The following is a 23481-nucleotide window of genomic DNA, read 5'->3' on the forward strand; positions in this document are numbered from 1 at the left end:
TTTTATGGTTATGAGAAGTCATTTGAGTCGCTTAAGCAATTGGAACAAGCCATTGTAGACTATATTGATTACTACAACAATAAACGAATTAAGGTAAAACTAAAAGGACTTAGCCCTGTGCAATACAGAACTAAATCCTTCGGATAAATTATTTGTCTAACTTTTTGGGGTCAGTACATTTTGAACCGCTTTTTCTTATTTGTCGCCCTTGTTACGAATAACAAAGCCTGTTTGCTTTTCGCTTGAAGTATTGCGTGGTTTTTTATTGTCTTTATTACGGTAACGTCTGTCTTTATCAAAACGATCGTTCCCACGACTGCCTTTCTTGAAATCATCACGGCGACCATTACCACGGCGATCACGATCTCGACGGTCTCCTCGACCTCCCTTACCTTTGCCACCAAAGCCATTACCTGATGGTTTAAATGGTAGTGGTTTTTCACGTGCAATCTCAACTTCCGGTAAGCTGTCAGGATCTTGGACAGTCAGACTCAAGATATACATAGCCAATTCTTCTGGACTAAATTCGGCAGCTAACTTACGAGCATCTTTAGCAAATTTCTCAAAGTTCCCACGAATGGCTTCGTCTGCGAAATCACGTTCGATTTTCTTGAGCGCCACTTGCTTTTTAGCTTGGAAGGCTTCGTCTGCACTAGCAGGTTTGAGACCTTTCATGCGTTTTTTAGTCAAGTTTTCGATGATTTGGAGGTAGCCCATTTCATTTGGAGATACAAAAGTAATAGATTGACCTGACTTACCAGCACGCCCTGTACGACCGATACGGTGAACGTAACTTTCAGGATCTTGTGGAATATCGTAGTTGTAGACATGAGTCACACCTGAGATATCCAAACCACGTGCTGCCACGTCTGTCGCAACTAGAACATCAAGATTCCCATTTTTGAAATCACGAAGGACACGAAGACGTTTGTTTTGATCCAAATCCCCGTGAATGCCTTCTGCACGGAAGCCACGAATTTTAAGTCCACGAGTCAATTCATCCACACGGCGTTTGGTACGACCAAATACAATAGAAAGTTCAGGTTGTTCTACATCCATGAGACGGGTCATGGTGTCGAATTTTTCTTGTTCCTTGACACGGATATAGTACTGGTCCACCAGCTCTGTTGTCAATTCTTTGGCAGCAATCTTCACATGCTCAGGTTCTTTCATAAACTGAACACCGATACGTTTGATGGCATCTGGCATAGTTGCTGAGAAAAGCAAAGTTTGACGGCTTTCAGGGACACGTGAGATGATAGCTTCGATGTCTTCAAGGAAGCCCATGTTGAGCATTTCATCTGCTTCGTCAAGGATAAGAGTTTCAATATCTTGTAATTTCAAGGCCTTGCGTTTAATCAAGTCCAAAAGGCGACCTGGAGTTCCCACCACGATATGGGCACCAGATTTAAGAGCCTTAATTTGTTTTTCAATGCTTGATCCACCGTATACTGAGCGGACTTTGACTCCCTTACTACGACCAAAGCGGAAGAGTTCCTCCTGACTTTGGACAGCGAGTTCACGAGTTGGAGCGATGACCAAGGCTTGGATAGTTGCTTCTTCTGTACGGATTTTTTCAAGGGTAGGCAAGCCAAAGGCTGCAGTTTTCCCTGTACCAGTCTGTGCTTGACCGATAACGTCCTTACCTTCAAGAGCCAAGGGAATAGTTTGTTCTTGGATAGGACTGGCTTCTACAAATCCAGCTTTTTCAATCTCTGCTAGCAAATCAGCAGACAAGTTTAATTCATTAAATTTCACGTTATTCTTCTTTCTAAAGGTGGTGCGAAGCCACCCTATAGGGCTTAGTTTATACTTTTCTTTTTATGACGTATTTTCATATACTGGATATAAAATCGTGTTGCTTCTTTTCCACAAAAGAAAAGTACTGTTTTCTTTGCAACCTATCTAGTATAACACAAGACCAGAGCAAAAGATAGCCTAATCCATCGATAAACTCATGTAAACGATTTTTCAGAGAAAATAAGGATGAAATTTCCACTATTTCATAAACTTTTTTAAAGCGTAGCAGAATTGTGCAAAAGTTTTTTTCTTGTGCTAGAATGAAATTCGAATAGGAGGAACTCTAAATGTTAACTTATGATTTAATCGTTATCGGATTTGGTAAAGCTGGTAAAACACTAGCTGGTAAATTGGCTTCAGCTGGCAAAAAAGTTGCCCTCGTTGAACGTAGCAAAGCTATGTACGGTGGAACTTGTATCAACATCGGATGTATCCCAACTAAAACTTTGCTAGTTGCTGCTGAGAAGGACTTGTCTTTTGAAGAAGTCATTGCTACCAAAAACACGATCACTGGTCGCCTCAACGGTAAAAACTATGCGACTGTTGCTGGTACAGGCGTCGATATCTTTGATGCGGAAGCTCACTTCCTTTCAAATAAAGTCATCGAAATCCAAGCTGGTGATGAAAAGAAAGAACTGACTGCTGAAACAATCGTCATCAACACTGGTGCTGTTTCAAACGTCTTGCCAATCCCTGGACTTGCTACAAGCAAAAACGTCTTTGACTCAACAGGTATCCAAAACTTGGACAAATTACCTGAAAAACTTGGAATTCTTGGTGGCGGAAATATTGGTCTTGAATTTGCTGGTCTTTACAACAAACTTGGAAGCAAGGTCACAGTCCTAGATGCCTTGGATACTTTCCTTCCTCGTGCAGAACCTTCCATCGCAGCTCTTGCTAAACAATACATGGAAGAAGACGGTATTGAATTGCTTCAAAATATCCGTACTACTGAAATTAAAAATGACGGTGACCAAGTGCTTGTCGTAACTGAAAATGAAACTTACCGTTTCGACGCCCTTCTTTACGCAACTGGACGCAAACCAAATGTAGAACCACTTCAACTTGAAAATACAGATATTGAACTAACTGAACGTGGTGCTATTAAAGTAGACAAACATTGTCAAACAAACGTTCCTGGTGTCTTTGCAGTTGGAGATGTCAACGGTGGCCTTCAATTTACTTACATTTCACTTGATGACTTCCGTGTTGTTTACAGCTACCTTGCTGGAGATGGTAGCTACACGCTTGAAGACCGTCTCAATGTACCAAACACAATGTTTATCACACCTGCACTTTCACAAGTTGGTTTGACTGAAAACCAAGCAGCTGATTTGAAACTTCCATACGCCGTTAAGGAAATCCCTGTTGCAGCCATGCCTCGTGGTCACGTAAACGGAGACCTTCGCGGAGCTTTCAAAGCTGTTGTTAATACTGAAACAAAAGAAATTCTTGGAGCAAGCATCTTCTCAGAAGGATCTCAAGAAATCATCAACATCATCACTGTTGCTATGGACAACAAGATTCCTTACACTTACTTCACAAAACAAATCTTCACTCACCCAACCTTGGCTGAGAACTTGAATGACTTGTTTGCGATTTAAGTTGAGATTTAATCGTATCGAACAGCCCTCCTTGGGCTGTTTTTACTTCTGCGAAATCTCAAATCTGTCTTTTCCCTCTTTTATGATATAATAGAAACATGAAATTAAAAACTACCTTGGGCCTTCTTGCTGGGCGTTCTTCCCACTTCATTTTAAGCCGTCTTGGCCGTGGAAGTACGCTCCCAGGAAAAGTCGCCCTTCAATTTGATAAAGATATTTTACAAAACCTAGCTAAGAACTACGAGATTGTCGTGGTCACTGGAACCAACGGAAAAACCTTGACAACTGCCCTCACTGTCGGCATTTTAAAAGAGGTTTATGGTCAAGTTATGACCAACCCAAGCGGTGCCAACATGATTACAGGAATTGCGACAACCTTCTTAACAGCCAAATCTTCTAAAACTGGGAAAAATATTGCCGTTCTAGAAATCGATGAAGCCAGTCTATCTCGTATCTGTGACTATATCCAGCCAAGCCTTTTTGTCATCACGAATATCTTCCGTGACCAGATGGACCGCTATGGTGAAATTTATACAACTTACAAGATGATTTTGGATGCCATTCATAAGGTGCCTACGGCTACTGTTCTCCTTAATGGAGACAGTCCACTTTTCTACAAGCCAGCTATTCCAAACCCTGTACAGTATTTTGGTTTTGACTTAGAGAACGGCCCAGCCCAGCTGGCTCACTATAATACTGAAGGAATCCTCTGTCCTGACTGCCAAGGCATCCTCAAATACGAGCACAATACCTATGCCAACTTGGGGGCCTATATCTGTGAAAACTGTGGCTGCAAACGTCCTGATCTCGACTATCGCTTGACAGAACTGGTTGAGTTGACCAACAATCGCTCCCGCTTTGTCATTGACGGACAAGAATACGGCATCCAAATCGGTGGACTCTATAATATCTATAATGCCCTTGCTGCGGTTGCCATCGCCCGTTTCCTCGGGGCTGATTCACAACTCATCAAGCAAGGATTTGATAAGAGCCGTGCTGTCTTTGGACGTCAGGAAACCTTCCATATCGGTGATAAGGAATGTACTCTCGTATTGATTAAGAATCCAGTCGGTGCAACTCAGGCTATCGAGATGATTAAACTAGCACCTTATCCATTTAGCCTATCTGTCCTCCTCAATGCTAACTATGCTGATGGGATTGACACTAGCTGGATCTGGGATGCTGATTTTGAACAAATCACTGACATGGACATTCCTGAAATTAACGCTGGCGGTGTTCGTCATTCTGAAATCGCGCGTCGTCTACGAGTGACAGGCTACCCAGCTGATAAAATCACTGAGACAAGCAATCTGGAGCAAGTTCTCAAGACCATTGAGAACCAAGACTGCAAGCATGCCTATATCCTGGCTACCTATACTGCTATGCTGGAATTCCGCGAACTGCTGGCTAGTCGTCAGATTGTTAGAAAGGAGATGAACTAATGGTTTATACTTCACTTTCCTCAAAAGCTGGCAATTACCCTTATCAGCTCAACATTGCCCACCTCTATGGAAACCTCATGAATACCTACGGGGACAACGGCAATATCCTTATGCTCAAGTATGTGGCTGAAAAACTGGGAGCTCATGTAACAGTTGATATCGTTTCACTTCATGATGATTTTGATGAAAACCACTATGATATTGCCTTTTTCGGTGGTGGCCAAGACTTTGAACAAAGTATCATTGCTGGTGATTTGCCTGCTAAAAAAGAAAGTATCGACAACTTTATCCAAAATGACGGTGTTGTCCTTGCTATCTGTGGTGGCTTCCAGCTATTAGGCAAATACTATATTGAAGCTTCTGGAAGACGCATCGAAGGTCTCGGTGTCATGGGACATTACACACTCAACCAAACCAATAACCGATTCATTGGTGACATCAAGATTCACAATGAAGATTTCGATGAAACCTACTATGGATTTGAGAATCATCAGGGCCGTACCTTCCTCTCTGATGACCAAAAACCACTGGGACAGGTTGTCTATGGAAATGGAAATAACGAAGAAAAGGTCGGCGAAGGGGTTCATTATAAGAATGTCTTTGGTTCCTACTTCCACGGGCCTATCCTCTCTCGTAATGCCAATCTAGCTTATCGCCTAGTCACTACTGCCCTCAAGAAGAAATATGGTCAGGACATTCAACTCCCTGCTTATGAGGACATTCTCAGCCAAGAAATCGCTGAGGAATACAGCGACGTCAAAAGCAAGGCTGACTTTTCTTAAACCAAGAAAAACCATATCAAAGAACTCCGATAAGATAGCGGAGTTCTTTTTGTCTTTTCTTTTACCCTTCTCCCTTGCATTTTCTCTCTTTTTTTGCCAAAATAGAGGGGTAGAAAGAAGGTAGCATATGTCTAAATTACAACAAATCGTAACATATCTTGAATCAGAAAAACTAGACGTCGCTGTCGTATCTGACCCCGTCACTATTAATTACCTCACTGGCTTTTACAGTGATCCCCATGAACGCCAGATGTTTCTTTTTGTCCTAACGGATCAGGAACCCCTCCTCTTTGTCCCAGCCCTTGAGGTTGAGCGTGCTACTAGCACTGTTTCCTTCCCAGTTGTGGGCTATGTGGACTCTGAAAATCCCTGGCAAAAAATGAAACATGCTCTTCCACAACTTGACTTCAAACGTGTCGCTGTCGAGTTTGACAATCTCATCTTGACCAAATACCATGGCTTGAAAACCGTTTTTGAAACTGCTGAGTTTGAAAACCTCACACCTCGTATCCAACGTATGCGCCTCATCAAATCAGCTGACGAAGTGCAAAAAATGATGGTTGCAGGTCTCTATGCGGACAAGGCTGTTAAGGTTGGTTTTGATAATATTTCTCTTGATAAGACCGAGACAGATATCATCGCTCAAATTGACTTTGCCATGAAACGTGAAGGCTATGAAATGAGTTTTGATACCATGGTCTTGACTGGCGATAACGCTGCAAATCCACACGGTATTCCAGCAGCAAACAAGGTTGAAAATGACGCCCTTCTCCTCTTTGACCTTGGTGTTCTAGTTAACGGCTATGCGTCAGATATGACTCGTACAGTCGCAGTCGGCAAACCTGACCAATTCAAGAAAGATATTTACAACTTGACTCTTGAAGCCCAACAAGCTGCTCTTGACTTTATCAAGCCAGGTGTGACTGCACATGAAGTGGACCGTGCTGCTCGTGAGGTCATCGAAAAAGCTGGTTACGGTGAGTACTTCAACCACCGTCTCGGTCATGGTATCGGTATGGATGTCCACGAATTCCCATCTATCATGGAAGGAAACGACATGGTCATCGAAGAAGGCATGTGCTTCTCTGTTGAACCAGGTGTCTATATCCCTGGTAAAGTCGGTGTTCGTATTGAAGACTGCGGTGTTGTTACCAAGGATGGCTTCGACCTCTTTACAAGCACCAGCAAAGACTTGCTTTATTTTGATTAATATTCTTTGAAAATCTTCCCACAATAAAACGCATAGTATCAAGTTTTCAACACCTGATACTATGCGTTTTTCTTATTTGAAAGACTTTTGACTCAGCCTCTTTACTTAATCTTCTTGATACTCTGACTAATCACAAACCCTACAATCATCCCTACCATATTTTGCATGAAATTTGGTAGAATTTCTGGTAGGGCTGCTGCCCAGCCATTCATCAAAGTAGAACCCAAAGCGTAACCCCCTACCATGGCAATCGTTGCTAAGATAAGGCCTAACCACTGAGTTTTTCCTTTAAATCCTGAGAAAAATCCCTGCAAGCCATGGTTAACCAAGCTAAATAACATCCACTGAGGATAGCCTGATAAGAGGTCAATCAAGAAACCTGCTAGTCCTCCTACTACAGCCCCTTCACGACTACCAAAGTAGAAGGCCGCAAAGAAGACACCCGCATCTAAAAGAGTTAGAATGCCTGTCGGTGTTGGAATTTTTAAGAAATAACCTAGAACCACAGAGAGAGCGGTTAATAGGGATACAAGGGCGATTTTAGTTGTTTTGGTTTGCTTCATATTGTCTTACTCCATACTGATCTGCTTGTGCAATGGCACGGTAAACGAAAGCCTTAGAGCTTTCTACTGCTGGTAAAAGTTCATCACCTTTGACTAGATGACTGGCAATGCTGGAAGCAAAGGTACAACCTGCACCAGCATTTTGCCCTTGAATGACAGGATTTTCTAGAACTGTAAAGTTTTGTCCATCATAAAAGACATCCACAGCCTTGTCCTGACTAAGGCGATTGCCTCCCTTGATAATGACTGCTGGCGCTCCTAAGTCATGCAATTTCTGTGCTGCATTTTTCATGTCTTCCAAGGTTTTAATTTCCTGACCAGCTAATAATTCTGCTTCAGGAAGATTAGGCGTAATCACACTGACATGAGGGAAAAAGCGAATCAACTCTTGGCAAAGTTCACTGACAGCTACATCGTGCGTTTCCTTGCAGACCAATACAGGATCCAATACCACAAGCACTCCTGGACGCTGCTTTATAAAGTCCAATGCCTTCTCAGCCACACTGACAGTAGGAAGAAGACCAATCTTAATTCCCCCAAACTCCACATCACGCAAGCTATCTAATTCATGTTGAAAAATGGTATCGTCAGTTGGAAAGACTTCAAATCCCTTTTCTGTTAAAGCTGTCAAGCAAGTCACTGCTACAAAGCCATGCAAGCCGTTCAAGGTATAAGTAGCCAAATCAGCGGACAAACCACCACCACTAAAAATATCATTTCCTGAAAGTGCTAAAATACGATTATTCTTCATAACGAATCTCCTTTAAATACAAACCATTTGGTGCTGCAGTGGGACCTGCAAGTTGCCTGTCCTTTTTCTCCAAGATCAGATCAATCTGCTCCACCGGCATGCGGTTATTGCCAATTTTGAGTAGCGTCCCCACCATATTGCGAATCTGCTTATACAAGAAACCATTTCCTGAAAAGGTAAAGGTCAAAAACTGACCTGTCTCATCAACTGTTAAACTAGCGTCTGTAATGGTACGAACCTTATCCTCTACACTAGTCCCAGAGGCTGTAAAACCGGTAAAATCATGGGTTCCCTCTAACTTTTTGATTGCAATCTGCATGCGTTCCACATCGAGTGGATAGGGAAAGTGAGTGGCATAGTGACGGCGCATAGGATTCTTGGGACGTCCTCTATCCACAATAAACTCATAGGTCTTGCTATGCTTAGCATAACGGCAATGAAAATCATCCGCCATAAGCTCAATCGAAATCACATCAATATCTTCAGGGGACTGGGTGTCCAAAGCAAAACGGAGCTTCTCCTCATCCATCTGATAAGGTAGGTCAAAATGAATAACCTGTCCCAGAGCATGAACCCCACTATCTGTCCTACCAGCACCGTGAACAGTAATAGCTTGCCTCTTATTTAACCTGGTCAAGGTTTTTTCAATTTCTTCCTGAACGCTACGCGCATGGGGCTGGCGCTGAAAGCCAGCAAAGGCGTAACCATCATAGGAAATAGTTGCTTTATATCTCGTCATAACTTCTATTTTATCAAGAAAATAATCTGTAGACAAGGTCCTAAAATAAATACTGTATGGGTACAAAATTCCCGAAAGAAAAACTTAGGAAACCAATCCTAAGCTCTCTTTTGAAGTAGGTACATGACAAAGATAGAGGTTACAATCAACCATGAGCCTAAAATGGCAAAGACCAACATGCCATTGTGAGTTAGTAAGCCAATCGCACCTAGAACGAATGGAGTCGTAAAGGCTCCGAAACTACAGCCTAAAACTGCAAATGAAGTGGCTTGATTGAGGAGTTTAGCTGGAATTCTTTCAGAGACCAGTTGAAAGACCGTAGTCAAGGCTACACTGTAAGCAAAACCAGCAAGAATGCTTCCTGCCACTACCACCCACAAGGATGGAGACAGGGCAATCACGATTTGCCCTAGGCCGAAGGTAATCCCAGACCAGAGGAGCAATTTTTCCTTAAAGATAGAAATCAAGAAAGAAAAACTCACCCCAGCCACAATCCCAATCAACTGCATGACACTAAGAACAAAACTAGATAACTGGGCATCTCCAAGTCCTCTTTCCACCATCAAACTTGGAATACGGATGGTAATAGCTGTATTGGTACAAACTACAACTGCTGCTTCAATAGCTAGGATAAAAATCAAACCTTTCATTTCCCGAGTTAAGCGACTTGCTTCTTTCTCTTTTTTCTTGACCTCTTTCTTTTCTTTTCCATAAGTGACAAAGAGCAGATAAAGGGTCAGCACCAAAAATCCAGCACTATAGGCTAGGAAGGTAGCTGTCCAACCAAAGGTCAACAACTGGCCGACTGCCAAGGTAATGAGAGAAGCCCCAACGACCTCTGCAGAACCGCGTAGCCCTAGCATCTGAATTCGCGTTTTTCCTTGATAGCGTTCACTGATAATGGAAATGGCCTTGGCATTGATCATCCCAACACCCAAACCAAAAAGAATCCGTGTTCCAAAGACAAAAGGATAGGCTTGATACCAAAAGGGTGCTGTTCCACTCAGTGATAAAATCAGCAAGCCCAAACTAATCTGTAAACGCTCAGGAAAGATTTTTTCTAAGAAACCATTTAGTAGTAACATAATCATGATCCCAAAAGATGGCAAGCTCGCCAAGAGCTCAATTTGTTCCTTAGGATAACCTTGATAATAGTCAAACATGGCTGGTAGGGCACTTGAAATCGAAAAGGACGTAATCAAAACGAGGGAGAGAGCCAAAATACTGGCCCGTTCTAAAAATTGTTTCATGAAATCTCTTTCTATATTTTCTCTTAATCTTCTACTCTTTTGAGAATTATAAAGCAAGAAAAGAAGAAGCCCCATTGGTTTGTAGACTCCTTCTTAAACTCGAAAATGAATCCCTTGTGTCTTAAGATGACTTTCTCTTGATTTGCTTAATAAAGTAGAAGATAAATCCTGCCACCATATAGGCAACAAAGATAATCAGACACCACTTGAACACGACATCCCACCCCTTGTTCACATTCAAAAAGAAGTAAGGGAAGGGACTGACCTTAGAATTAGGAATGTCTAATTTCAGTACCAAGCCATTAAAAAGAGCAAAAATCATATACAGCAAGGGTAAAATCGTCCACACAACTGGATCCCAGATTTTGTATTGACCCTGTTTGTCAAAAAAGAGGGTATCTGCTAAAAACCAGAGGGGAACGATATAGTGGCAAAGGAAATTTTCTAGAGTATAAAAATTAGTCGCAATAGGCGCTAAGAGGAAATGATAAATCACACAGGTAATCATGATACTCATGGTGACCCCACCTTTTAAGCGCAAGAGGCTTGGCCTTTGCCAATTTTCACCTAAACGGCTCATAACCTTTAGAAGATAGAGCGTAAAAATCGCTACTAAAAGATTTGACAGAACCGTATAATAGAGAAGCATCCCAAATCCACCATGCTTGGCGATTTCAAGATAAACTCCCGTAAAAGCCGCTAGAAACAAGAAGATACGGCTATAAAATATAAGTTTGTAGTTCTTTGACATGCTTAAATTTTCTTCACAAACTCTGATTTGAGTTTCATGGCACCAAAGCCATCAATCTTACAGTCGATATTGTGGTCGCCTTCTACGATACGGATATTTTTCACGCGCGTCCCTTGTTTCAAATCTTTTGGCGCACCTTTTACTTTCAAGTCCTTGATGAGGGTTACAGTATCACCATCAGCCAATTTATTCCCGTTGGCATCGATAGCAACAAGACCCTCTTCTACATCTGCAACTTCAGCAGGATTCCACTCATAAGCACACTCTGGGCAAACCAGTAGGGCACCATCTTCGTAGACATACTCTGAGTTACATTTTGGGCAATTTGGTAAGTTGTTCATGGTTTCTCCTTATCATCATTCACTATTCTTTGAAAATCAAAATTTCTCGAACAGCAACTATTATACCTTAAAATCATTATTTTGACAAATATAGAAAAAAACCGATATCAATCTATCGGCTTTTCTACATCTACATTCTTTTTTCAGCTTCTGCTTTGATTTTTTCAACTACTTCTTGAATGTTCAAGCCAGTTGTATCAAGGTAGACAGCGTCCTCTGCTTGTTTGAGAGGCGAAGTCTCGCGATGACTATCCTTGTAGTCACGCGCAGCAATTTCCTCTTTTAGGGTTTCAAGGTCTGTTTCAATTCCCTTGGCAATATTTTCCTTGTAACGGCGCTCTGCTCTTTCATCTACCGAAGCTACTAGGAAAATTTTCAATTCTGCTTGTGGCAATACAACAGTCCCAATATCGCGACCATCCATGACAATCCCACCTTGCTGGGCAATCTCTTGTTGGAGAGAAACTAGTTTCTCACGTACTTCAGGAATTGCTGCAATAGCAGAAACATGATTGGTCACTTCATTTTCACGGATAGGATGGGTAATATCCACATCTCCTACAAAGACAAGCTGTTCTCCAGTTTCTGAGCGCCCGAAACTGATTGGATGCTGGTCCAATAAGTCTAAGAGTTCTTCAACTTGTTCAACTCCTAATTGGTTCTTGAGAGCCATGTAGGTCGCTGCACGATACATAGCACCTGTATCTAGGTAGGTGAATCCAAAATCCTTGGCAATAATCTTTGCGACCGTACTCTTGCCACTTGAAGCAGGACCGTCAATAGCAATTTGAATCGTCTTCATTTATGACTCCTATCTAGTCTTAATCACATCTCCAGGATTTGCAAACCAAGATCCTGTAGCCATATGCCCAGGATTCAATGCTTCTAATTGAGCAATTGAAATACCTGCACGAGCGGCAATAGCTGCTTCTCCTTCTCCAGCCATAACTTTTGTAGTTCCTTCTGGATCAGTTGGATGTTCTGAGCTACTAGATGACTCTTCTACCTTCTCCTCTGAACTAGAAGATGCCTGCTCTGAACTACTACTAGAAGTAGAAGAAACTTGCTCTACTTTTGTATCTGAGTCATAAAAATCTTTCAAGGCTGCTGTGCGATTACTCCCACCCGATGAAAGATAGATAAGAACAATAATCATCACGACTACAATCACAAAGAAAATACTTGCTAAAATAGTCAAGATACGATTAGCCAGCACTCCTCCACCTTGTTCTCTCTTACGACGTTCTGATCTTGTTTCTTCTTGATTCTCATAAATATCTTCTTGCCACGGTTCTTTTGCCATACCTTACTCCTTGTTTTTTTTTACTTTTCTTATTACAATATAAATATGAAAATCACACTTATACCTGAACGTTGCATTGCCTGTGGGCTTTGCCAAACTTATTCTGAATTATTTGATTACCACGATAATGGAATCGTGCGTTTTTACGATGACCCTGACCAACTAGAAAAAGAAATCTCTCCTAGTCAGGACGTCATAGAAGCTGTTAGAAACTGTCCGACACGTGCCTTGATTAAAGATTAACTCTAATATCGACAGGAACGTTCCACTCCTTCTAGTTTAGCATATTTCCATGCAAAATTATAGTCTTTTCTCTTTATTTTTTTCTGTAAAATCAGGAAGGTCGCTTTTTTCTTTGATAAGATAAAGTGGTCTTTTTTTAGTCTCTAGATAAATCTTACTGATGTACTTGCCGAGAATCCCAATGGTCAAGAGTTGAATCCCACCAAGGAAGAGAATAACAGCCATCAGAGAGGTCCAACCTGATGTCGGATTGCCCAAAATGAGGGTTCGAACCACAACAAAAAAGGTCATAAGTAGAGAAATAAAACAAGATAGGAGACCTGCCACAAAGGCTATAATCAAGGGAAAATCTGAAAAATTAACAATCCCTTCAATGGAGTAGAAAAAGAGTTGCCTAAAACTCCAACTGGTCTTGCCAGCCTGCCTTTCGACATTTGGATAGTCCAGATAGTGGGTTTTAAAGCCGACCCAGGCAAAGAGTCCCTTCGAAAAGCGATTGGACTCAATCAAGCTTAAAATGGCATCCACTACAGACCTTCTCATCATGCGAAAATCACGGACACCTGACGGCAGGGCTACTGGACTAATTTTTTTCATGAAGCCATAAAAGAGATCAGCACAGAAACTGCGAAAGAAGGGTTCTCCCGCCCGACTAGTTCTCCGTGTTCCTACACAGTCTAAATCTGCATTTTGGTCTAGTAAGTTTTTCATCTCAAGCAACATACCAGGAGGATCCTGAAGGTCTGCATCCATCACCACCACCAAATCTCCTGTCGCATATTGTAAGCCTGCATAGAGGGCTGCTTCTTTGCCAAAATTTCGAGAGAAAGAAATATAATGAACTGCCGGATTTTGCTCCCGATAGGACTTTAAGAGTTCCAAGGTTCCATCACTTGATCCATCGTCGACAAAGACATACTCGATTTCTGTTTCCAAATCTGGAAGTAAAGCTTCCAAAGCCTGATAAAAAAGAGGAAGTACTTCCTCTTCGTTTAAACAGGGGACAATGATTGACATCACCATCTTAATCTTCAAATCCATTTGGATGCTTGCTTTGCCAACGCCATGCGTCTTCACACATTTGGGTGATGCCGAGTTCTGCTTCCCAGCCCAGTTCTGCTTTGGCTTTTGCAGGATCTGAATAGCAGGCTGCGATATCACCTGGGCGACGGTCTACAATGCGATAAGGAATTGGACGTCCAACTGCTTTTTCCATATTTTGGATAATCTCAAGAACAGAGTAGCCTTTACCAGTTCCAAGGTTATAAACGTTCAGGCCTGAACCTTTTTGGATTTTTTTCAGAGCTGCAACATGACCTTTAGCCAAGTCGACAACGTGGATATAATCGCGAACACCAGTTCCGTCTTCCGTATCGTAATCGTCTCCAAATACTTGCACTTGCTCTAATTTGCCAACGGCTACTTGAGTCACATATGGCAAGAGGTTGTTTGGAATACCGTTTGGATTTTCTCCCAAATCTCCACTCTCATGGGCTCCGATTGGGTTAAAGTAACGAAGCAAGACAACATTCCATTCTGAGTCTGCTGTGTAAATATCGGTCAAAATTTCCTCAAGCATAAGCTTAGTGCGGCCATATGGATTAGTCACTGAAAGTGGGAAATCTTCCAAGATGGGCACTGTATGCGGATCTCCGTAAACTGTCGCAGAAGAACTGAAAATGATGTTTTTACAGTTGTTTTCTTCCATAGCTTTTAGAAGACTAACAGTTCCTGCGATATTATTGTCATAGTAGGCAAGAGGAATGCGTGTTGATTCGCCAACAGCCTTCAAACCAGCAAAGTGAATGACCCCTGTTGGTTCTTCTTGTTTGAAAATGTCACGAAGAGTATCTGTATCACGGATATCTGCCTCATAGAAAGGCACTTCAACCCCTGTAATTCTCTCAACAACTTCTAAACTTTTTCTGTTACTATTAACAAGGTTATCCACCACAACAACCTGATGACCTGCTTGGATTAACTCAATAACTGTATGGGTTCCGATAAAACCTGCTCCACCCGTTACCAAAATCTTTTCTTGCATCTTCTTTCCTCGATTCTCGGATTATTTTTTCTTATTTTACCATTTTTGATAGGGAATGTCATTTGCCATCCTAGAGGGTAGGATAAAATTTCAGTAAAATGCTTATACTCTTCGAAAATCTCTTCAAACCACGTCAACGTCGTCTTGACATGGGTATGGTTACTGACTTCGTCAGTTCTATACATAACCTCAAAGCAATGCTTTGAGCAGCCCGTGGCTAGTTTCCTAGTTTGTTCTTTGATTTTCATTGAGTATTATTCGCTTTTTACTCGTTTGACATAGTTTTCAATTGGGTAGTTTAGAGGGTCCAAGGTCAACTCCTTGTCTTGGATCAGTTGAGCTAGATGGTAGCCAATGATAGGACCAGTTGTGAGGCCTGATGAACCTAGTCCACTAGCAGCATAGACACTTTCTAAGCCAGGTACTTGCCCAAAGAAAGGTGAGAAATCACTGGTATAGGCACGGATTCCCACACGCTCAGCTCTTGAAGTCGCTACTGCCAAGACTGGATAGTGAGGCAAGGCTGCCTCCTCCATTTGTTGGAGTAAGGTTTCATCTACCGTCAAATCAAATCCCATATCATTTTCATGGGTAGCGCCTAGGGATAATTTCCCACCTGCAAAAGGAATCAAATCCCACTCCCCTTCTGGCATAACAACAGGGTAAGCTTCCATGTCTTGGGCAAGTTGATAATCTCGGAGTTGCCCCTTTTGGGGACGAACATCTACTTCATAACCTAAAGGCTCTAACAGATGTCCCAACCAAGCTCCCGTCGCCAAAATAACCTGATCAAACACCTCTTCGTCAATCTGGTAACCCGATGTTAAAGGTGTCAGACTCACTTTTTCTTTGACCAGCTTGACCTGACTGGCTTCTAGCAAACGAGTCACCAAGAGTTGACCATCTACTCTCGCTCCACCAGAAGCATAGAGCAGACGGTCAAATCCCTGCAAACCAGGGAATAATTCGTTAGCTGATGCTTGGTCCAGAATGGCTAACCGGCCTATCAAAGGAGATTCTTCTCTACGCTGGAGGGCTAGTTGATAGAGTTCTTCCAACTTAGTTTTATCCTTTTTCAGGAGAAAGACTCCCGAACGCTGGTAAAAGTCAATTTCTTTCCCTGACTTCACTAAATCAGCCAACAAATCCACATAAAAGTCAGCCCCCAAGCGCGCCATTTTGTACCAGGCTTTATTGCGACGTTTGGAAAACCAAGGACTGATAATTCCCGCTGCGGCCTTGGTAGCCTGACCTTGTCCATGGTCAAAGACGGTTACTTCTAGGTCACTTTCTTTAGAGAGGTAGTAGGCAGCTGTTGCTCCCACAATTCCTGCTCCAATAATGGCAACTTTTTTCATTGTTTTCACTTTCTAACTAGATATGGTGGAAAGGATTGGTCGATGCTTGACTAGGTACAATATCAATTGTCCAGCCATTTTCAGCCTTCCATTGAGTAAGGAGTGCAGAAATTTTTTCCACAAAAAGCACTTCAATATAGTGACCTGGGTCCAATGCCAGTAACCCATCAGACAACATATCCTGGGCAGTGTGGTAGTAAATATCACCAGTGATATAGACATCTGCCCCCTTTGCCAAAGCATCCTTATAGAATGACTGCCCACTTCCACCACAGATGGCCACTCTTGAAATAGGCTTCTGCAAATCGCTCTCTTGATAATGCACCATTCGAAGACTATCTAGACCAAAGACTTGCTTGACATTCTGGGCCAATTTCCCAAATGTCTGAGGCTGAACATTCCCAATACGTCCAATTCCACGTTCAGGACCTGTCTCCTGCAGATAAGTCGTTTCCTCGATACCTAGCATCTGACAGAACCAATCATTGAGGCCATTTTCAACGATGTCAATATTGGTATGGCTGACATAAACTGCGATGTCATGCTTTATCAAATCAATGTAAATCTGATTTTGTGGACGGCTAGCTACCAAATCCTTGATGGGACGGAAAATCGGCGCATGCTTGACAATAATCAAGTCTACACCCTTTTCAATGGCTTCAACCACCGTTTCTTCACGAATATCGAGAGCCACCATGACCCTTTGGATATCCTTGTCTAAAGTACCAATTTGCAGACCACGACTGTCTCCCTCCATGGAAAATTCCTGAGGGCAAAAGGCTTCATACGCATTAATCACTTCACTTGCTAACATGGAGAACCTCCTTGATGGCTTGAATTTTATCTACTAGAACTTGACGTTCTTCCAGATTTTTTTCTGGGATTTGTCCGAGGGCAAACTCTAGCTTAACAGCTTCTTTTTGCCATTTTTGGACAAAGACTGGACTGACCTCTTTGGACAAGAAGGGACCAAAGCGAACATCACTAGCTGATAGCTTCATTTGTCCTGCTTCCACCACCAAAATCTCGTAAAACTTGCCAGCCTCTTCTAAGATACTTTCAGCTACAATCTGAAATTCGTTCTCTTGTAGCCAGATACGCAAGTCGTCTTCACGATTATTGGGTTGGAGGATTAAACGCTCTACATTAGCTAACTTGTCCAAGCCTTCTTCTAAAATCCTGGCAATCAAACGACCACCCATACCAGCAATGGTAATGACCGATACCTTATCTGCCTCTTCAAAGGCTGCCAAGCCATTTGCTAAACGGACTTGGATTTTCTCCTTTAACCCGTGACTTTCAACATTTTTAACCGCGGACTGGTAGGGACCTTCTACAACCTCACCTGCAATGGCACTTTTGATTTGTCCTCTTTCGACCAACTCGATAGGCAGATAAGCATGGTCACTCCCCACATCTAGTAAAATGGCTCCCTGTGGCACAAAGGAAGCCACTAATTCTAATCTCTTTGAAATCATCTTCTCTCACTTTCCAAACTCTATTACCTCTTATTATACCACATTTCAGCTGGCAATCTTGTACCTAAAAAGACCGCAATCCACAGATTGCAGCCTTTCTTTATTTTCTAGCTTGGTAGCGACTGGTCAAAATGAAAATCACGGTAAAGACCAACATCATGACACCATAAACAGGTAATGTTTGTCCTGTTAAGGTTGAAATTTCAAGTAGTTTTTGAATTCTTGGGAAGAGAGCTGTAGCTAGGAAGCCTCCTACTGACCAAACAATCAAGAGGACACGCCATAGGGTAAATGGCATGCAGGCTCTAAATACGGATAAGAAACCAATTGACCCCAAGAGATAATAGAGTAGAGTTGAGATTTCTAACTCAGACCAACCTTGGCTACTTCCAAATATTTTCACAAAAAGAACGCTGAACACAACCATGAGAGCACTTGGTAGAGCACGAAGCATGGATCTTCTGAGGAAGTTTGGCTCAACAGGTTTGATATTTCGCTCAAAAGTCAGAACGAATGGTGGGAAACCTTCCACGAACTGGTCAATCATGGTAATCTGGATCGGAATGAAAGGGAAGATCAAGATCCACTCAGATCGTCCCAGAAGAGCACTGGCGATACAGATAACTGCGAGCAAGAAAGAATAGATGGTCTTTATCAAGAAAATCGGGGCGATATGGGCAATGTTATTGACCACGCGACGACCTTCAAAGAGAATCTCAGGAACATCATTAAAGTCTGAGTTCAAGAGAACCAGATTGGCAATCTGACGCGTCGCCGGATCCCCTTCCGCCATCACGATAGAACAATCCGCCTCACGAAGGGCGAGAATATCATTGACTCCGTCTCCTGTCATAGCTGTTGTATGCCCCGCTTTTTTCAGTGTTTGGATAATGAGTTTCTTTTGATGAGGAGAAACACGTCCGAAAATAGCTGTCTCCTCAGCCATAGTAATCAATTCCTCATCCGTGATTTTCGAGCAATCTACATAGCTATGATAGTCCGCAAAACCAGCCTTCTGGGCAATACTGGACACCGTAACTGGATTGTCACCAGAGATGATCTTGAGACCCACTTCCTGAGAACGGAGATAGTCCAACGTCTCTGCTGCTCCCTCTCGAATCGGATCCAAGATTTCCAGCAGGGCCAGAGCCTGAATATCAGATGGTTTCTGTGGCTTGTGATGGTCTAATTTCTCCTGACTGAGTGCCAAGACCAAGACACGTGATCCTCTCTCTAGAGCCTCTCTGGCTTCTGGGACCTCAGAAGCCAGCAACATCTCAGGCGCCCCTAAAAAAACTGTCCCCAAACCTTCTAACTCTATGGCTCCCCACTTGCGGTCGCTAGAGAAGGGAAGATTGGAAAGCATAGGATAGGCTACCTGACCTTGGAAACGCTGGCGAATAGCTTGAGCTGTTGGATTCTTATCCTCACTATGGGCCATATAGCTTGTCAGGATGCTAGCAATAGCCTCGTCACCATAAGTTTCCGTCAACGGAAGAACAGCTTCTACCTGCATCTTTCCTTGGGTGATGGTGCCCGTCTTGTCCAAACAGAGCATATCCACACGCGCCAAGGTTTCAACAGAGTACATCTCCTGCACCAAAACCTTTTTCAAACCTAGCTTGATAACTGCAGTCAAGAGCGAAGTAATGGTCAAAAGGGCAATTCCCTTAGGTAACATCCCCAAAAGGGCTGTAGACGAGTTTACAACGGACGACTTAAGAGGCAAGCCTTTTAACATCAAGGCTTCTAGCAAGAGAGCCAGACCAAAAGGAATGATAATCTTTCCAGTAAAACCTGCTAACTTGTCCAGCGATTTCATGATACGAGAGTTGATTGGTTTAACGGTCTTGGCTTCCAGCATGAGTTTGGCAGCATAGTTATCAGCCCCAACATGGTGAACTTGAGCCAAAACTGCCCCACTAGCCAAGAAACTTCCTGACAAGAGCAAGGCATCCACTTCCTTTTGCACCAAATCACTTTCTCCCGTTAGCATGGCTTCATTAACCTCCGTAAAGCCTTCCAAAACCAAGGCATCACTAGGAATCTGCTCTCCTGCAGACAAACGAATGACATCTCCTAACACCAATTCTTCAGGATTCAGAGCTACTTCTTGGCCATCACGAATGGTTTTAACCTTTTCCTTGGTCATGAGATTGAGCTTGTCCACCATGTGTTTAGCCCGCAGCTCGGTCACAATTCCAGAAAAAGCGTTAAAGCAGATAACGGCAAAGAAGACCAGATTGCTCCAAGCTTGCACAAAGGCAAGGGCCAAAGCAATGGCAAAGTTCAAAGCGTTAAAAAGGGTAAAGACATTTCGTTTAACGATTTGCCAAGTGCTGGTACTGGCCGAAGCAGTAAAATCATTGACCAAGCCCTTAGCCTGTCTTTCCTCGACTTCTATTTGGGTTAATCCCATAATCTTATTTTTATCCATAAATTCTATCATATCATTTTTTCTAAAAGAATTCTAATCTCACCCCAAATATGCACCTAGTCAAGGGAAAAGTTTGCCAGCCCTCCTTTGATAAGGTATAATAATAACAAGAAAATAATCGAAGGAGATCGCATGTTTTATACTTATTTACGTGGATTGGTTGTCTTGCTCCTATGGTCCATCAATGGCAATGCCCATTATCATAATACTGATAAAATTCCTAATCAAGATGAAAATTATATTTTGGTTGCACCTCACCGCACCTGGTGGGATCCAGTTTATATGGCCTTTGCGACCAAACCAAAACAATTTATCTTTATGGCCAAAAAAGAGCTCTTTACCAACCGTATCTTTGGCTGGTGGATTCGTATGTGTGGTGCCTTTCCTATCGACCGTGAAAATCCTAGCGCCTCAGCCATCAAATATCCTATCAATGTTCTCAAAAAAAGTGACCGCTCTCTCATCATGTTTCCAAGTGGAAGCCGACACTCAAACGATGTCAAGGGTGGCGTAGCTCTGATTGCCAAAATGGCCAAGGTCCGTATTATGCCGGTTACCTACACAGGTCCCATGACTTTGAAGGGCTTGATTAGTCGTGAACGTGTCGATATGAACTTTGGAAATCCAATTGATATCTCAGATATCAAAAAAATGAATGACGAAGGCATTGAAACAGTCGCCAATCGTATCCAAACAGAATTTCAACGTCTGGACCAAGAAACGAAACAATGGCACAATAATAAAAAACCAAACCCACTCTGGTGGCTTATCCGCATCCCTGCCCTCATCCTTGCCATTATCCTCGCTATCCTAACCATCATCTTTAGCTTTATCGCAAGCTTTATCTGGAATCCAGATAAGAAAAGAGAAAAACTTGCTTAAATAAATACAACAATCCCTTGGCAAAAGCCAAGGGATAAATTTTTTATTCGATTTTCCATTTTTGGGCCAACCAGCTAGAAAAAGCTAGAAATCGTTCAGCTACTTGTTCATGGTGTCCATAAGGGTCAAAGACAAACTGGCCGTTCGGATAGCGTTTCTGAAGACTGGTATGGATCTGCTCAGCATAGACTGGTGCTTGAGCCAAGCGATTAGTGTGGTGTTCTCCTTCTGTTTGACCATTCTGTAAATACAGCAAACAGTCCAAATTTTTCACATTTTCTTCCTTGCAGTAGGTCACAAAATCAGGATACCAAAAGGAACCGCAGATCGAAAAGACACAGGAAACCTTGTCAAAGCTGAAAAGACTGTAGACTGCCGCCAAACCACCTAGTGAGTAACCTCCATAAGCAAGGCGAGTTTCGTCCAGGCGATAAAGTGACTGCAACTTGTCTAAAAGGCCTCCAAATAAATGATCATGATAGACGTTTGCCTGACCGCCAAAATCTGGAGCTCCATCTCTCAGAGCCGATGTCGCCCAGGGAGTATAGTCGTCTAAGCGATTTTTAGAGGTCAAACCCACCAAAATCACAGATTCGGAAAGGGACGATAGGAAGTCCAAGTTTCCATCATTCAATAAAATTGCCGGATAGGTTTGATTGGGGTCGTAGTTAGAAGGAAGGCTGATTTTGACTTGAATTCCTTCCCAATCAAACTCATTATTTATTGATAAAGTCATTGATTTTCTCAAGGGAATCAACCACTGCTGGACCATAGTCCATCAATTCATCGTAAGAGATGTTCATGATTTTTTGATTCTTAATTGCAGGAACGCTTTCCAAAACAGCATTTGCCTTCATCAACTCTACTGCTTTTTCATCCAATTTTTTATTGCGGTCGCTGGTTACATAGATAATCAATTCAGGATCCATTGACACGAGATTTTCCAAGGTCAAGCCTGATGTTCCCGTTGCAACGTTTGTATAACCAAGTTGGTTCAGCAAACTTTCTTGCAAAGCAGACTTGTAGGCACCGAAGGTTTCATCATTATAAGCAACCATAATCAAAGCCTTTTTCTTTTCACCTTGGCTTGCTGGATTTGCTTTCTTAACAGCATCAATTTTAGTTTGTAATTGTGCTGCGTATTCATTAGCCTTGTCCTGAACATTAAAAATCATTCCAAGATTTTTGACATCTTCTACGATATTCCCCAAATCTTGCTGAATTGTTGAGAGAGAAGCTTTTTGTGTATAAACTAGGATTTTATTTTCATTCCAAGTGCTAACTGTCCCCAAGGATTTTTCAGAAAACATCATGTTTCGACCCATCACAGCGTCCGGCTCATAAGAAAGGACTGTCTCTTGTGAGACTGTTTTTTTATCCCCAATTTGAGGAATAGTCGCAATCGCGTCCTTGTATTTGTCCGTCACAGCATTGTCTGGGTTAAGCATGCCAACAATTTTATCCTTCAACCCCAACTCCAATAAGATTTCAGTGGTTGAAAGATTGTTTGTGATAACTTTTTCAGGTGTCTTGTCAAAGACTTGTTCGACTTCATTCCCTTTCGCGTCATAGGTTTTGACCGTTAATGGATAAGTCGTCTCTGCGTTAGCCTTTTGACTTGTTTCTGTGCTAGACTGTGTGGTAGTTTTTTCTGTAGTAGTATTGCCACAAGCTGCCATGGTTAGGGTAGCTACTGTTACGAGTATAATGCTTAGTGTTTTTTTCATCTTGTTTTCCTTTTCATTCTTATAAATAGTGAATCATAGCTTGCTGATCCTCGATCCAAGTCACCTGACTTTGAACTCCGTATACAGTTTGCAATGACTCAGGGGTGATGGTCTCCTTTGGAGTACCTTGGTAAAGGATTTCCCCCTCTTTCATCAGATAGAGATAATCCGAATAGCGACAAGCAAGTTGAATATCATGCAGGACAGCTAGAACATTGACCTTGAGCTCCTTCACAATGGCCAACAAGTCTAGCTGATACTTGATATCCAGGTGATTGGTTGGTTCGTCCAGGAGCAAGAGAGTCGGTTCTTGCGCCAAGGCGCGGGCTAATAAGACTCGCTGTTTCTCTCCCCCTGATAAGGACGAATAGAGACGAGTTTTCTTCTCAAGCATATCCACCTTAACGAGGGCATCTTGAACGAGGGCATAATCCCTTTCCCTTTCCTTTTGTAGAAAAGAGAGGTGGGGAGTTCTTCCCAGCAAGACGATTTCTTCAACTGTACAATCAAACTGCAGCTGGTTAAACTGGGTCACAACTGCCATTTGCTTGGCTGTTTCTTTGAGCGTCCATTGTTCCAGAGGCTTTCCATCTAGGCTTATCAAGCCTTTGTCCGCCTTTTCCTGACGATAGAGGAGTTTAAGTAGACTGGTTTTTCCACTTCCATTTGGTCCTAGTATCGTGTGAAATTGATGCCCTTCAACTTTAAGAGAAACTCCCTTGAGGATTTTTTTCTCTCCCAGTCCAAAGTGGACATCCTGACAAATCAAGTCCATA

General features: G+C 42.4%; 25 protein-coding genes. 7 read left to right on the top strand and 18 right to left on the bottom strand.

From position 1 onward, the window contains the following. Positions 1–147: IS3 family transposase (locus B7698_RS00215; RefSeq protein WP_142358032.1), on the top strand; the 147-nt coding region annotated here is incomplete at its 5' end. 48 nt (positions 148–195) lie between these two features. On the opposite strand, the gene cshA is transcribed toward B7698_RS00215, so the two are convergent. Next, positions 196–1758: a degradosome RNA helicase CshA gene (cshA, locus tag B7698_RS00220; RefSeq protein WP_084864296.1), complete on the bottom strand. Its 1563-nt coding sequence runs from the start codon at positions 1756–1758 to the stop codon at positions 196–198. 329 nt (positions 1759–2087) lie between these two features. Between cshA and B7698_RS00225 the strand changes: the two genes are divergently transcribed. The 4 genes from B7698_RS00225 to B7698_RS00240 all read left to right on the top strand — a co-directional run bounded on the left by B7698_RS00225 (position 2088) and on the right by B7698_RS00240 (position 6838). Then, positions 2088–3404 carry an FAD-containing oxidoreductase gene (locus tag B7698_RS00225; RefSeq protein ID WP_084864297.1) on the top strand — a complete coding sequence of 439 codons (1317 nt, stop codon included), beginning with the start codon at positions 2088–2090 and terminating at the stop codon, positions 3402–3404. Positions 3405–3502: 98 nt separating this feature from the next. Further along, positions 3503–4846, top strand: coding sequence for a lipid II isoglutaminyl synthase subunit MurT (murT, locus tag B7698_RS00230; RefSeq protein ID WP_084864298.1), 1344 nt, complete (start codon positions 3503–3505; stop codon positions 4844–4846). After that, positions 4846–5628: a lipid II isoglutaminyl synthase subunit GatD gene (gene gatD, locus B7698_RS00235; RefSeq protein ID WP_084864299.1), complete on the top strand. Its 783-nt coding sequence runs from the start codon at positions 4846–4848 to the stop codon at positions 5626–5628. Before murT ends, gatD begins: the two co-directional genes overlap by 1 nt. Before the next feature lie 127 nt (positions 5629–5755). Continuing rightward, on the top strand, positions 5756–6838 hold the full coding sequence (locus tag B7698_RS00240; RefSeq protein WP_084864300.1) for a M24 family metallopeptidase: 1083 nt from the start codon (positions 5756–5758) through the stop codon (positions 6836–6838). Positions 6839–6939: 101 nt separating this feature from the next. On the opposite strand, the gene B7698_RS00245 is transcribed toward B7698_RS00240, so the two are convergent. From B7698_RS00245 to B7698_RS00280, 8 genes are all read right to left on the bottom strand, one after another. Beyond that, a complete protein-coding gene (locus B7698_RS00245; RefSeq protein WP_084864301.1) occupies positions 6940–7401 on the bottom strand; it encodes an ECF transporter S component in 462 nt (153 codons plus the stop codon). Further along, the gene (locus tag B7698_RS00250; protein ID WP_084864302.1) at positions 7379–8152 is read right to left on the bottom strand and encodes a bifunctional hydroxymethylpyrimidine kinase/phosphomethylpyrimidine kinase; all 774 of its coding nucleotides are present in this window, start codon (positions 8150–8152) and stop codon (positions 7379–7381) included. The genes B7698_RS00245 and B7698_RS00250 overlap by 23 nt, the downstream gene beginning before the upstream one ends. Continuing rightward, on the bottom strand, positions 8142–8891 hold the full coding sequence (gene truA, locus B7698_RS00255; protein WP_084864303.1) for a tRNA pseudouridine(38-40) synthase TruA: 750 nt from the start codon (positions 8889–8891) through the stop codon (positions 8142–8144). The genes B7698_RS00250 and truA overlap by 11 nt, the downstream gene beginning before the upstream one ends. Before the next feature lie 98 nt (positions 8892–8989). Further along, the gene (locus tag B7698_RS00260) at positions 8990–10141 is read right to left on the bottom strand and encodes an MFS transporter (RefSeq protein ID WP_084864304.1); all 1152 of its coding nucleotides are present in this window, start codon (positions 10139–10141) and stop codon (positions 8990–8992) included. A 121-nt stretch (positions 10142–10262) separates the two neighbouring features. Continuing rightward, positions 10263–10892, bottom strand: coding sequence for a Pr6Pr family membrane protein (locus B7698_RS00265; RefSeq protein WP_084864305.1), 630 nt, complete (start codon positions 10890–10892; stop codon positions 10263–10265). A 2-nt stretch (positions 10893–10894) separates the two neighbouring features. Next, positions 10895–11233 carry a zinc ribbon domain-containing protein YjdM gene (locus B7698_RS00270; RefSeq protein ID WP_001061596.1) on the bottom strand — a complete coding sequence of 113 codons (339 nt, stop codon included), beginning with the start codon at positions 11231–11233 and terminating at the stop codon, positions 10895–10897. Positions 11234–11363: 130 nt separating this feature from the next. Next, complete coding sequence (gene cmk / locus B7698_RS00275) at positions 11364–12035, bottom strand: (d)CMP kinase (protein WP_084864306.1); 672 nt, start codon at positions 12033–12035, stop codon at positions 11364–11366. 9 nt (positions 12036–12044) lie between these two features. After that, a complete protein-coding gene (locus tag B7698_RS00280; protein ID WP_192855075.1) occupies positions 12045–12536 on the bottom strand; it encodes an SAG1386/EF1546 family surface-associated protein in 492 nt (163 codons plus the stop codon). A gap of 45 nt (positions 12537–12581) precedes the next feature. Here B7698_RS00280 and B7698_RS00285 point away from each other — a divergent pair, with 45 nt between their 5' ends. Continuing rightward, positions 12582–12779: a ferredoxin gene (locus tag B7698_RS00285; protein WP_024057475.1), complete on the top strand. Its 198-nt coding sequence runs from the start codon at positions 12582–12584 to the stop codon at positions 12777–12779. 57 nt (positions 12780–12836) lie between these two features. Here B7698_RS00285 and B7698_RS00290 read toward each other — a convergent pair whose 3' ends face one another. From B7698_RS00290 to B7698_RS00320, 6 genes are all read right to left on the bottom strand, one after another. Beyond that, positions 12837–13802: a glycosyltransferase family 2 protein gene (locus B7698_RS00290; protein ID WP_084864307.1), complete on the bottom strand. Its 966-nt coding sequence runs from the start codon at positions 13800–13802 to the stop codon at positions 12837–12839. Position 13803: 1 nt separating this feature from the next. Beyond that, a complete protein-coding gene (gene galE, locus B7698_RS00295; protein WP_084864308.1) occupies positions 13804–14823 on the bottom strand; it encodes a UDP-glucose 4-epimerase GalE in 1020 nt (339 codons plus the stop codon). A 254-nt stretch (positions 14824–15077) separates the two neighbouring features. Beyond that, entirely contained in the window at positions 15078–16181 is a 1104-nt protein-coding gene (locus B7698_RS00305; RefSeq protein WP_084864310.1) for an NAD(P)/FAD-dependent oxidoreductase, read from the bottom strand. A 16-nt stretch (positions 16182–16197) separates the two neighbouring features. Next, the gene (locus B7698_RS00310) at positions 16198–16995 is read right to left on the bottom strand and encodes a Nif3-like dinuclear metal center hexameric protein (protein WP_049551333.1); all 798 of its coding nucleotides are present in this window, start codon (positions 16993–16995) and stop codon (positions 16198–16200) included. Then, complete coding sequence (locus tag B7698_RS00315; RefSeq protein WP_064275968.1) at positions 16982–17659, bottom strand: tRNA (adenine(22)-N(1))-methyltransferase; 678 nt, start codon at positions 17657–17659, stop codon at positions 16982–16984. Before B7698_RS00315 ends, B7698_RS00310 begins: the two co-directional genes overlap by 14 nt. 100 nt (positions 17660–17759) lie before the next feature. After that, a complete protein-coding gene (locus B7698_RS00320) occupies positions 17760–20096 on the bottom strand; it encodes a cation-translocating P-type ATPase (RefSeq protein WP_004238732.1) in 2337 nt (778 codons plus the stop codon). A gap of 132 nt (positions 20097–20228) precedes the next feature. On the opposite strand from B7698_RS00320, the gene B7698_RS00325 reads away from it, so the two are divergent. Next, positions 20229–20978 (top strand): lysophospholipid acyltransferase family protein, encoded by a 750-nt coding sequence (locus B7698_RS00325; RefSeq protein ID WP_000500197.1) that lies wholly within the window; start codon positions 20229–20231, stop codon positions 20976–20978. A 43-nt stretch (positions 20979–21021) separates the two neighbouring features. Here B7698_RS00325 and B7698_RS00330 read toward each other — a convergent pair whose 3' ends face one another. The 3 genes from B7698_RS00330 to B7698_RS00340 are packed head-to-tail and all read right to left on the bottom strand — an operon-like array spanning position 21022 to position 23480. Next, positions 21022–21714, bottom strand: coding sequence for an alpha/beta hydrolase-fold protein (locus B7698_RS00330; RefSeq protein WP_004255665.1), 693 nt, complete (start codon positions 21712–21714; stop codon positions 21022–21024). Further along, the gene (locus B7698_RS00335) at positions 21695–22705 is read right to left on the bottom strand and encodes an ABC transporter substrate-binding protein (RefSeq protein WP_084864311.1); all 1011 of its coding nucleotides are present in this window, start codon (positions 22703–22705) and stop codon (positions 21695–21697) included. The genes B7698_RS00330 and B7698_RS00335 overlap by 20 nt, the downstream gene beginning before the upstream one ends. Positions 22706–22724: 19 nt before the next feature. Further along, positions 22725–23480 (bottom strand): ABC transporter ATP-binding protein, encoded by a 756-nt coding sequence (locus B7698_RS00340; RefSeq protein WP_084864312.1) that lies wholly within the window; start codon positions 23478–23480, stop codon positions 22725–22727. Between the last annotated feature and the right edge of the window lies 1 nt (position 23481).

Origin of the sequence: Streptococcus mitis, from assembly GCF_002096855.1 — a bacterium.
Lineage (GTDB): Bacteria > Bacillota > Bacilli > Lactobacillales > Streptococcaceae > Streptococcus > Streptococcus mitis_Y.

What these genes read in the sequence shown, in the direction of transcription:
- B7698_RS00225 (WP_084864297.1), top strand. Translation starts at nt 2,088, where the DNA reads ATGTTAACTTATGATTTAATCGTTATCGGATTTGGTAAAGCTGGTAAA.
- murT (WP_084864298.1), top strand. Translation starts at nt 3,503, where the DNA reads ATGAAATTAAAAACTACCTTGGGCCTTCTTGCTGGGCGTTCTTCCCAC.
- gatD (WP_084864299.1), top strand. Translation starts at nt 4,846, where the DNA reads ATGGTTTATACTTCACTTTCCTCAAAAGCTGGCAATTACCCTTATCAG.
- B7698_RS00240 (WP_084864300.1), top strand. Translation starts at nt 5,756, where the DNA reads ATGTCTAAATTACAACAAATCGTAACATATCTTGAATCAGAAAAACTA.
- B7698_RS00245 (WP_084864301.1), bottom strand. Translation starts at nt 7,401, where the DNA reads ATGAAGCAAACCAAAACAACTAAAATCGCCCTTGTATCCCTATTAACC.
- B7698_RS00250 (WP_084864302.1), bottom strand. Translation starts at nt 8,152, where the DNA reads ATGAAGAATAATCGTATTTTAGCACTTTCAGGAAATGATATTTTTAGT.
- truA (WP_084864303.1), bottom strand. Translation starts at nt 8,891, where the DNA reads ATGACGAGATATAAAGCAACTATTTCCTATGATGGTTACGCCTTTGCT.
- B7698_RS00260 (WP_084864304.1), bottom strand. Translation starts at nt 10,141, where the DNA reads ATGAAACAATTTTTAGAACGGGCCAGTATTTTGGCTCTCTCCCTCGTT.
- B7698_RS00265 (WP_084864305.1), bottom strand. Translation starts at nt 10,892, where the DNA reads ATGTCAAAGAACTACAAACTTATATTTTATAGCCGTATCTTCTTGTTT.
- B7698_RS00270 (WP_001061596.1), bottom strand. Translation starts at nt 11,233, where the DNA reads ATGAACAACTTACCAAATTGCCCAAAATGTAACTCAGAGTATGTCTAC.
- cmk (WP_084864306.1), bottom strand. Translation starts at nt 12,035, where the DNA reads ATGAAGACGATTCAAATTGCTATTGACGGTCCTGCTTCAAGTGGCAAG.
- B7698_RS00280 (WP_192855075.1), bottom strand. Translation starts at nt 12,536, where the DNA reads ATGGCAAAAGAACCGTGGCAAGAAGATATTTATGAGAATCAAGAAGAA.
- B7698_RS00285 (WP_024057475.1), top strand. Translation starts at nt 12,582, where the DNA reads ATGAAAATCACACTTATACCTGAACGTTGCATTGCCTGTGGGCTTTGC.
- B7698_RS00290 (WP_084864307.1), bottom strand. Translation starts at nt 13,802, where the DNA reads ATGGTGATGTCAATCATTGTCCCCTGTTTAAACGAAGAGGAAGTACTT.
- galE (WP_084864308.1), bottom strand. Translation starts at nt 14,823, where the DNA reads ATGCAAGAAAAGATTTTGGTAACGGGTGGAGCAGGTTTTATCGGAACC.
- B7698_RS00305 (WP_084864310.1), bottom strand. Translation starts at nt 16,181, where the DNA reads ATGAAAAAAGTTGCCATTATTGGAGCAGGAATTGTGGGAGCAACAGCT.
- B7698_RS00310 (WP_049551333.1), bottom strand. Translation starts at nt 16,995, where the DNA reads ATGTTAGCAAGTGAAGTGATTAATGCGTATGAAGCCTTTTGCCCTCAG.
- B7698_RS00315 (WP_064275968.1), bottom strand. Translation starts at nt 17,659, where the DNA reads ATGATTTCAAAGAGATTAGAATTAGTGGCTTCCTTTGTGCCACAGGGA.
- B7698_RS00320 (WP_004238732.1), bottom strand. Translation starts at nt 20,096, where the DNA reads ATGGATAAAAATAAGATTATGGGATTAACCCAAATAGAAGTCGAGGAA.
- B7698_RS00325 (WP_000500197.1), top strand. Translation starts at nt 20,229, where the DNA reads ATGTTTTATACTTATTTACGTGGATTGGTTGTCTTGCTCCTATGGTCC.
- B7698_RS00330 (WP_004255665.1), bottom strand. Translation starts at nt 21,714, where the DNA reads ATGACTTTATCAATAAATAATGAGTTTGATTGGGAAGGAATTCAAGTC.
- B7698_RS00335 (WP_084864311.1), bottom strand. Translation starts at nt 22,705, where the DNA reads ATGAAAAAAACACTAAGCATTATACTCGTAACAGTAGCTACCCTAACC.
- B7698_RS00340 (WP_084864312.1), bottom strand. Translation starts at nt 23,480, where the DNA reads ATGGACTTGATTTGTCAGGATGTCCACTTTGGACTGGGAGAGAAAAAA.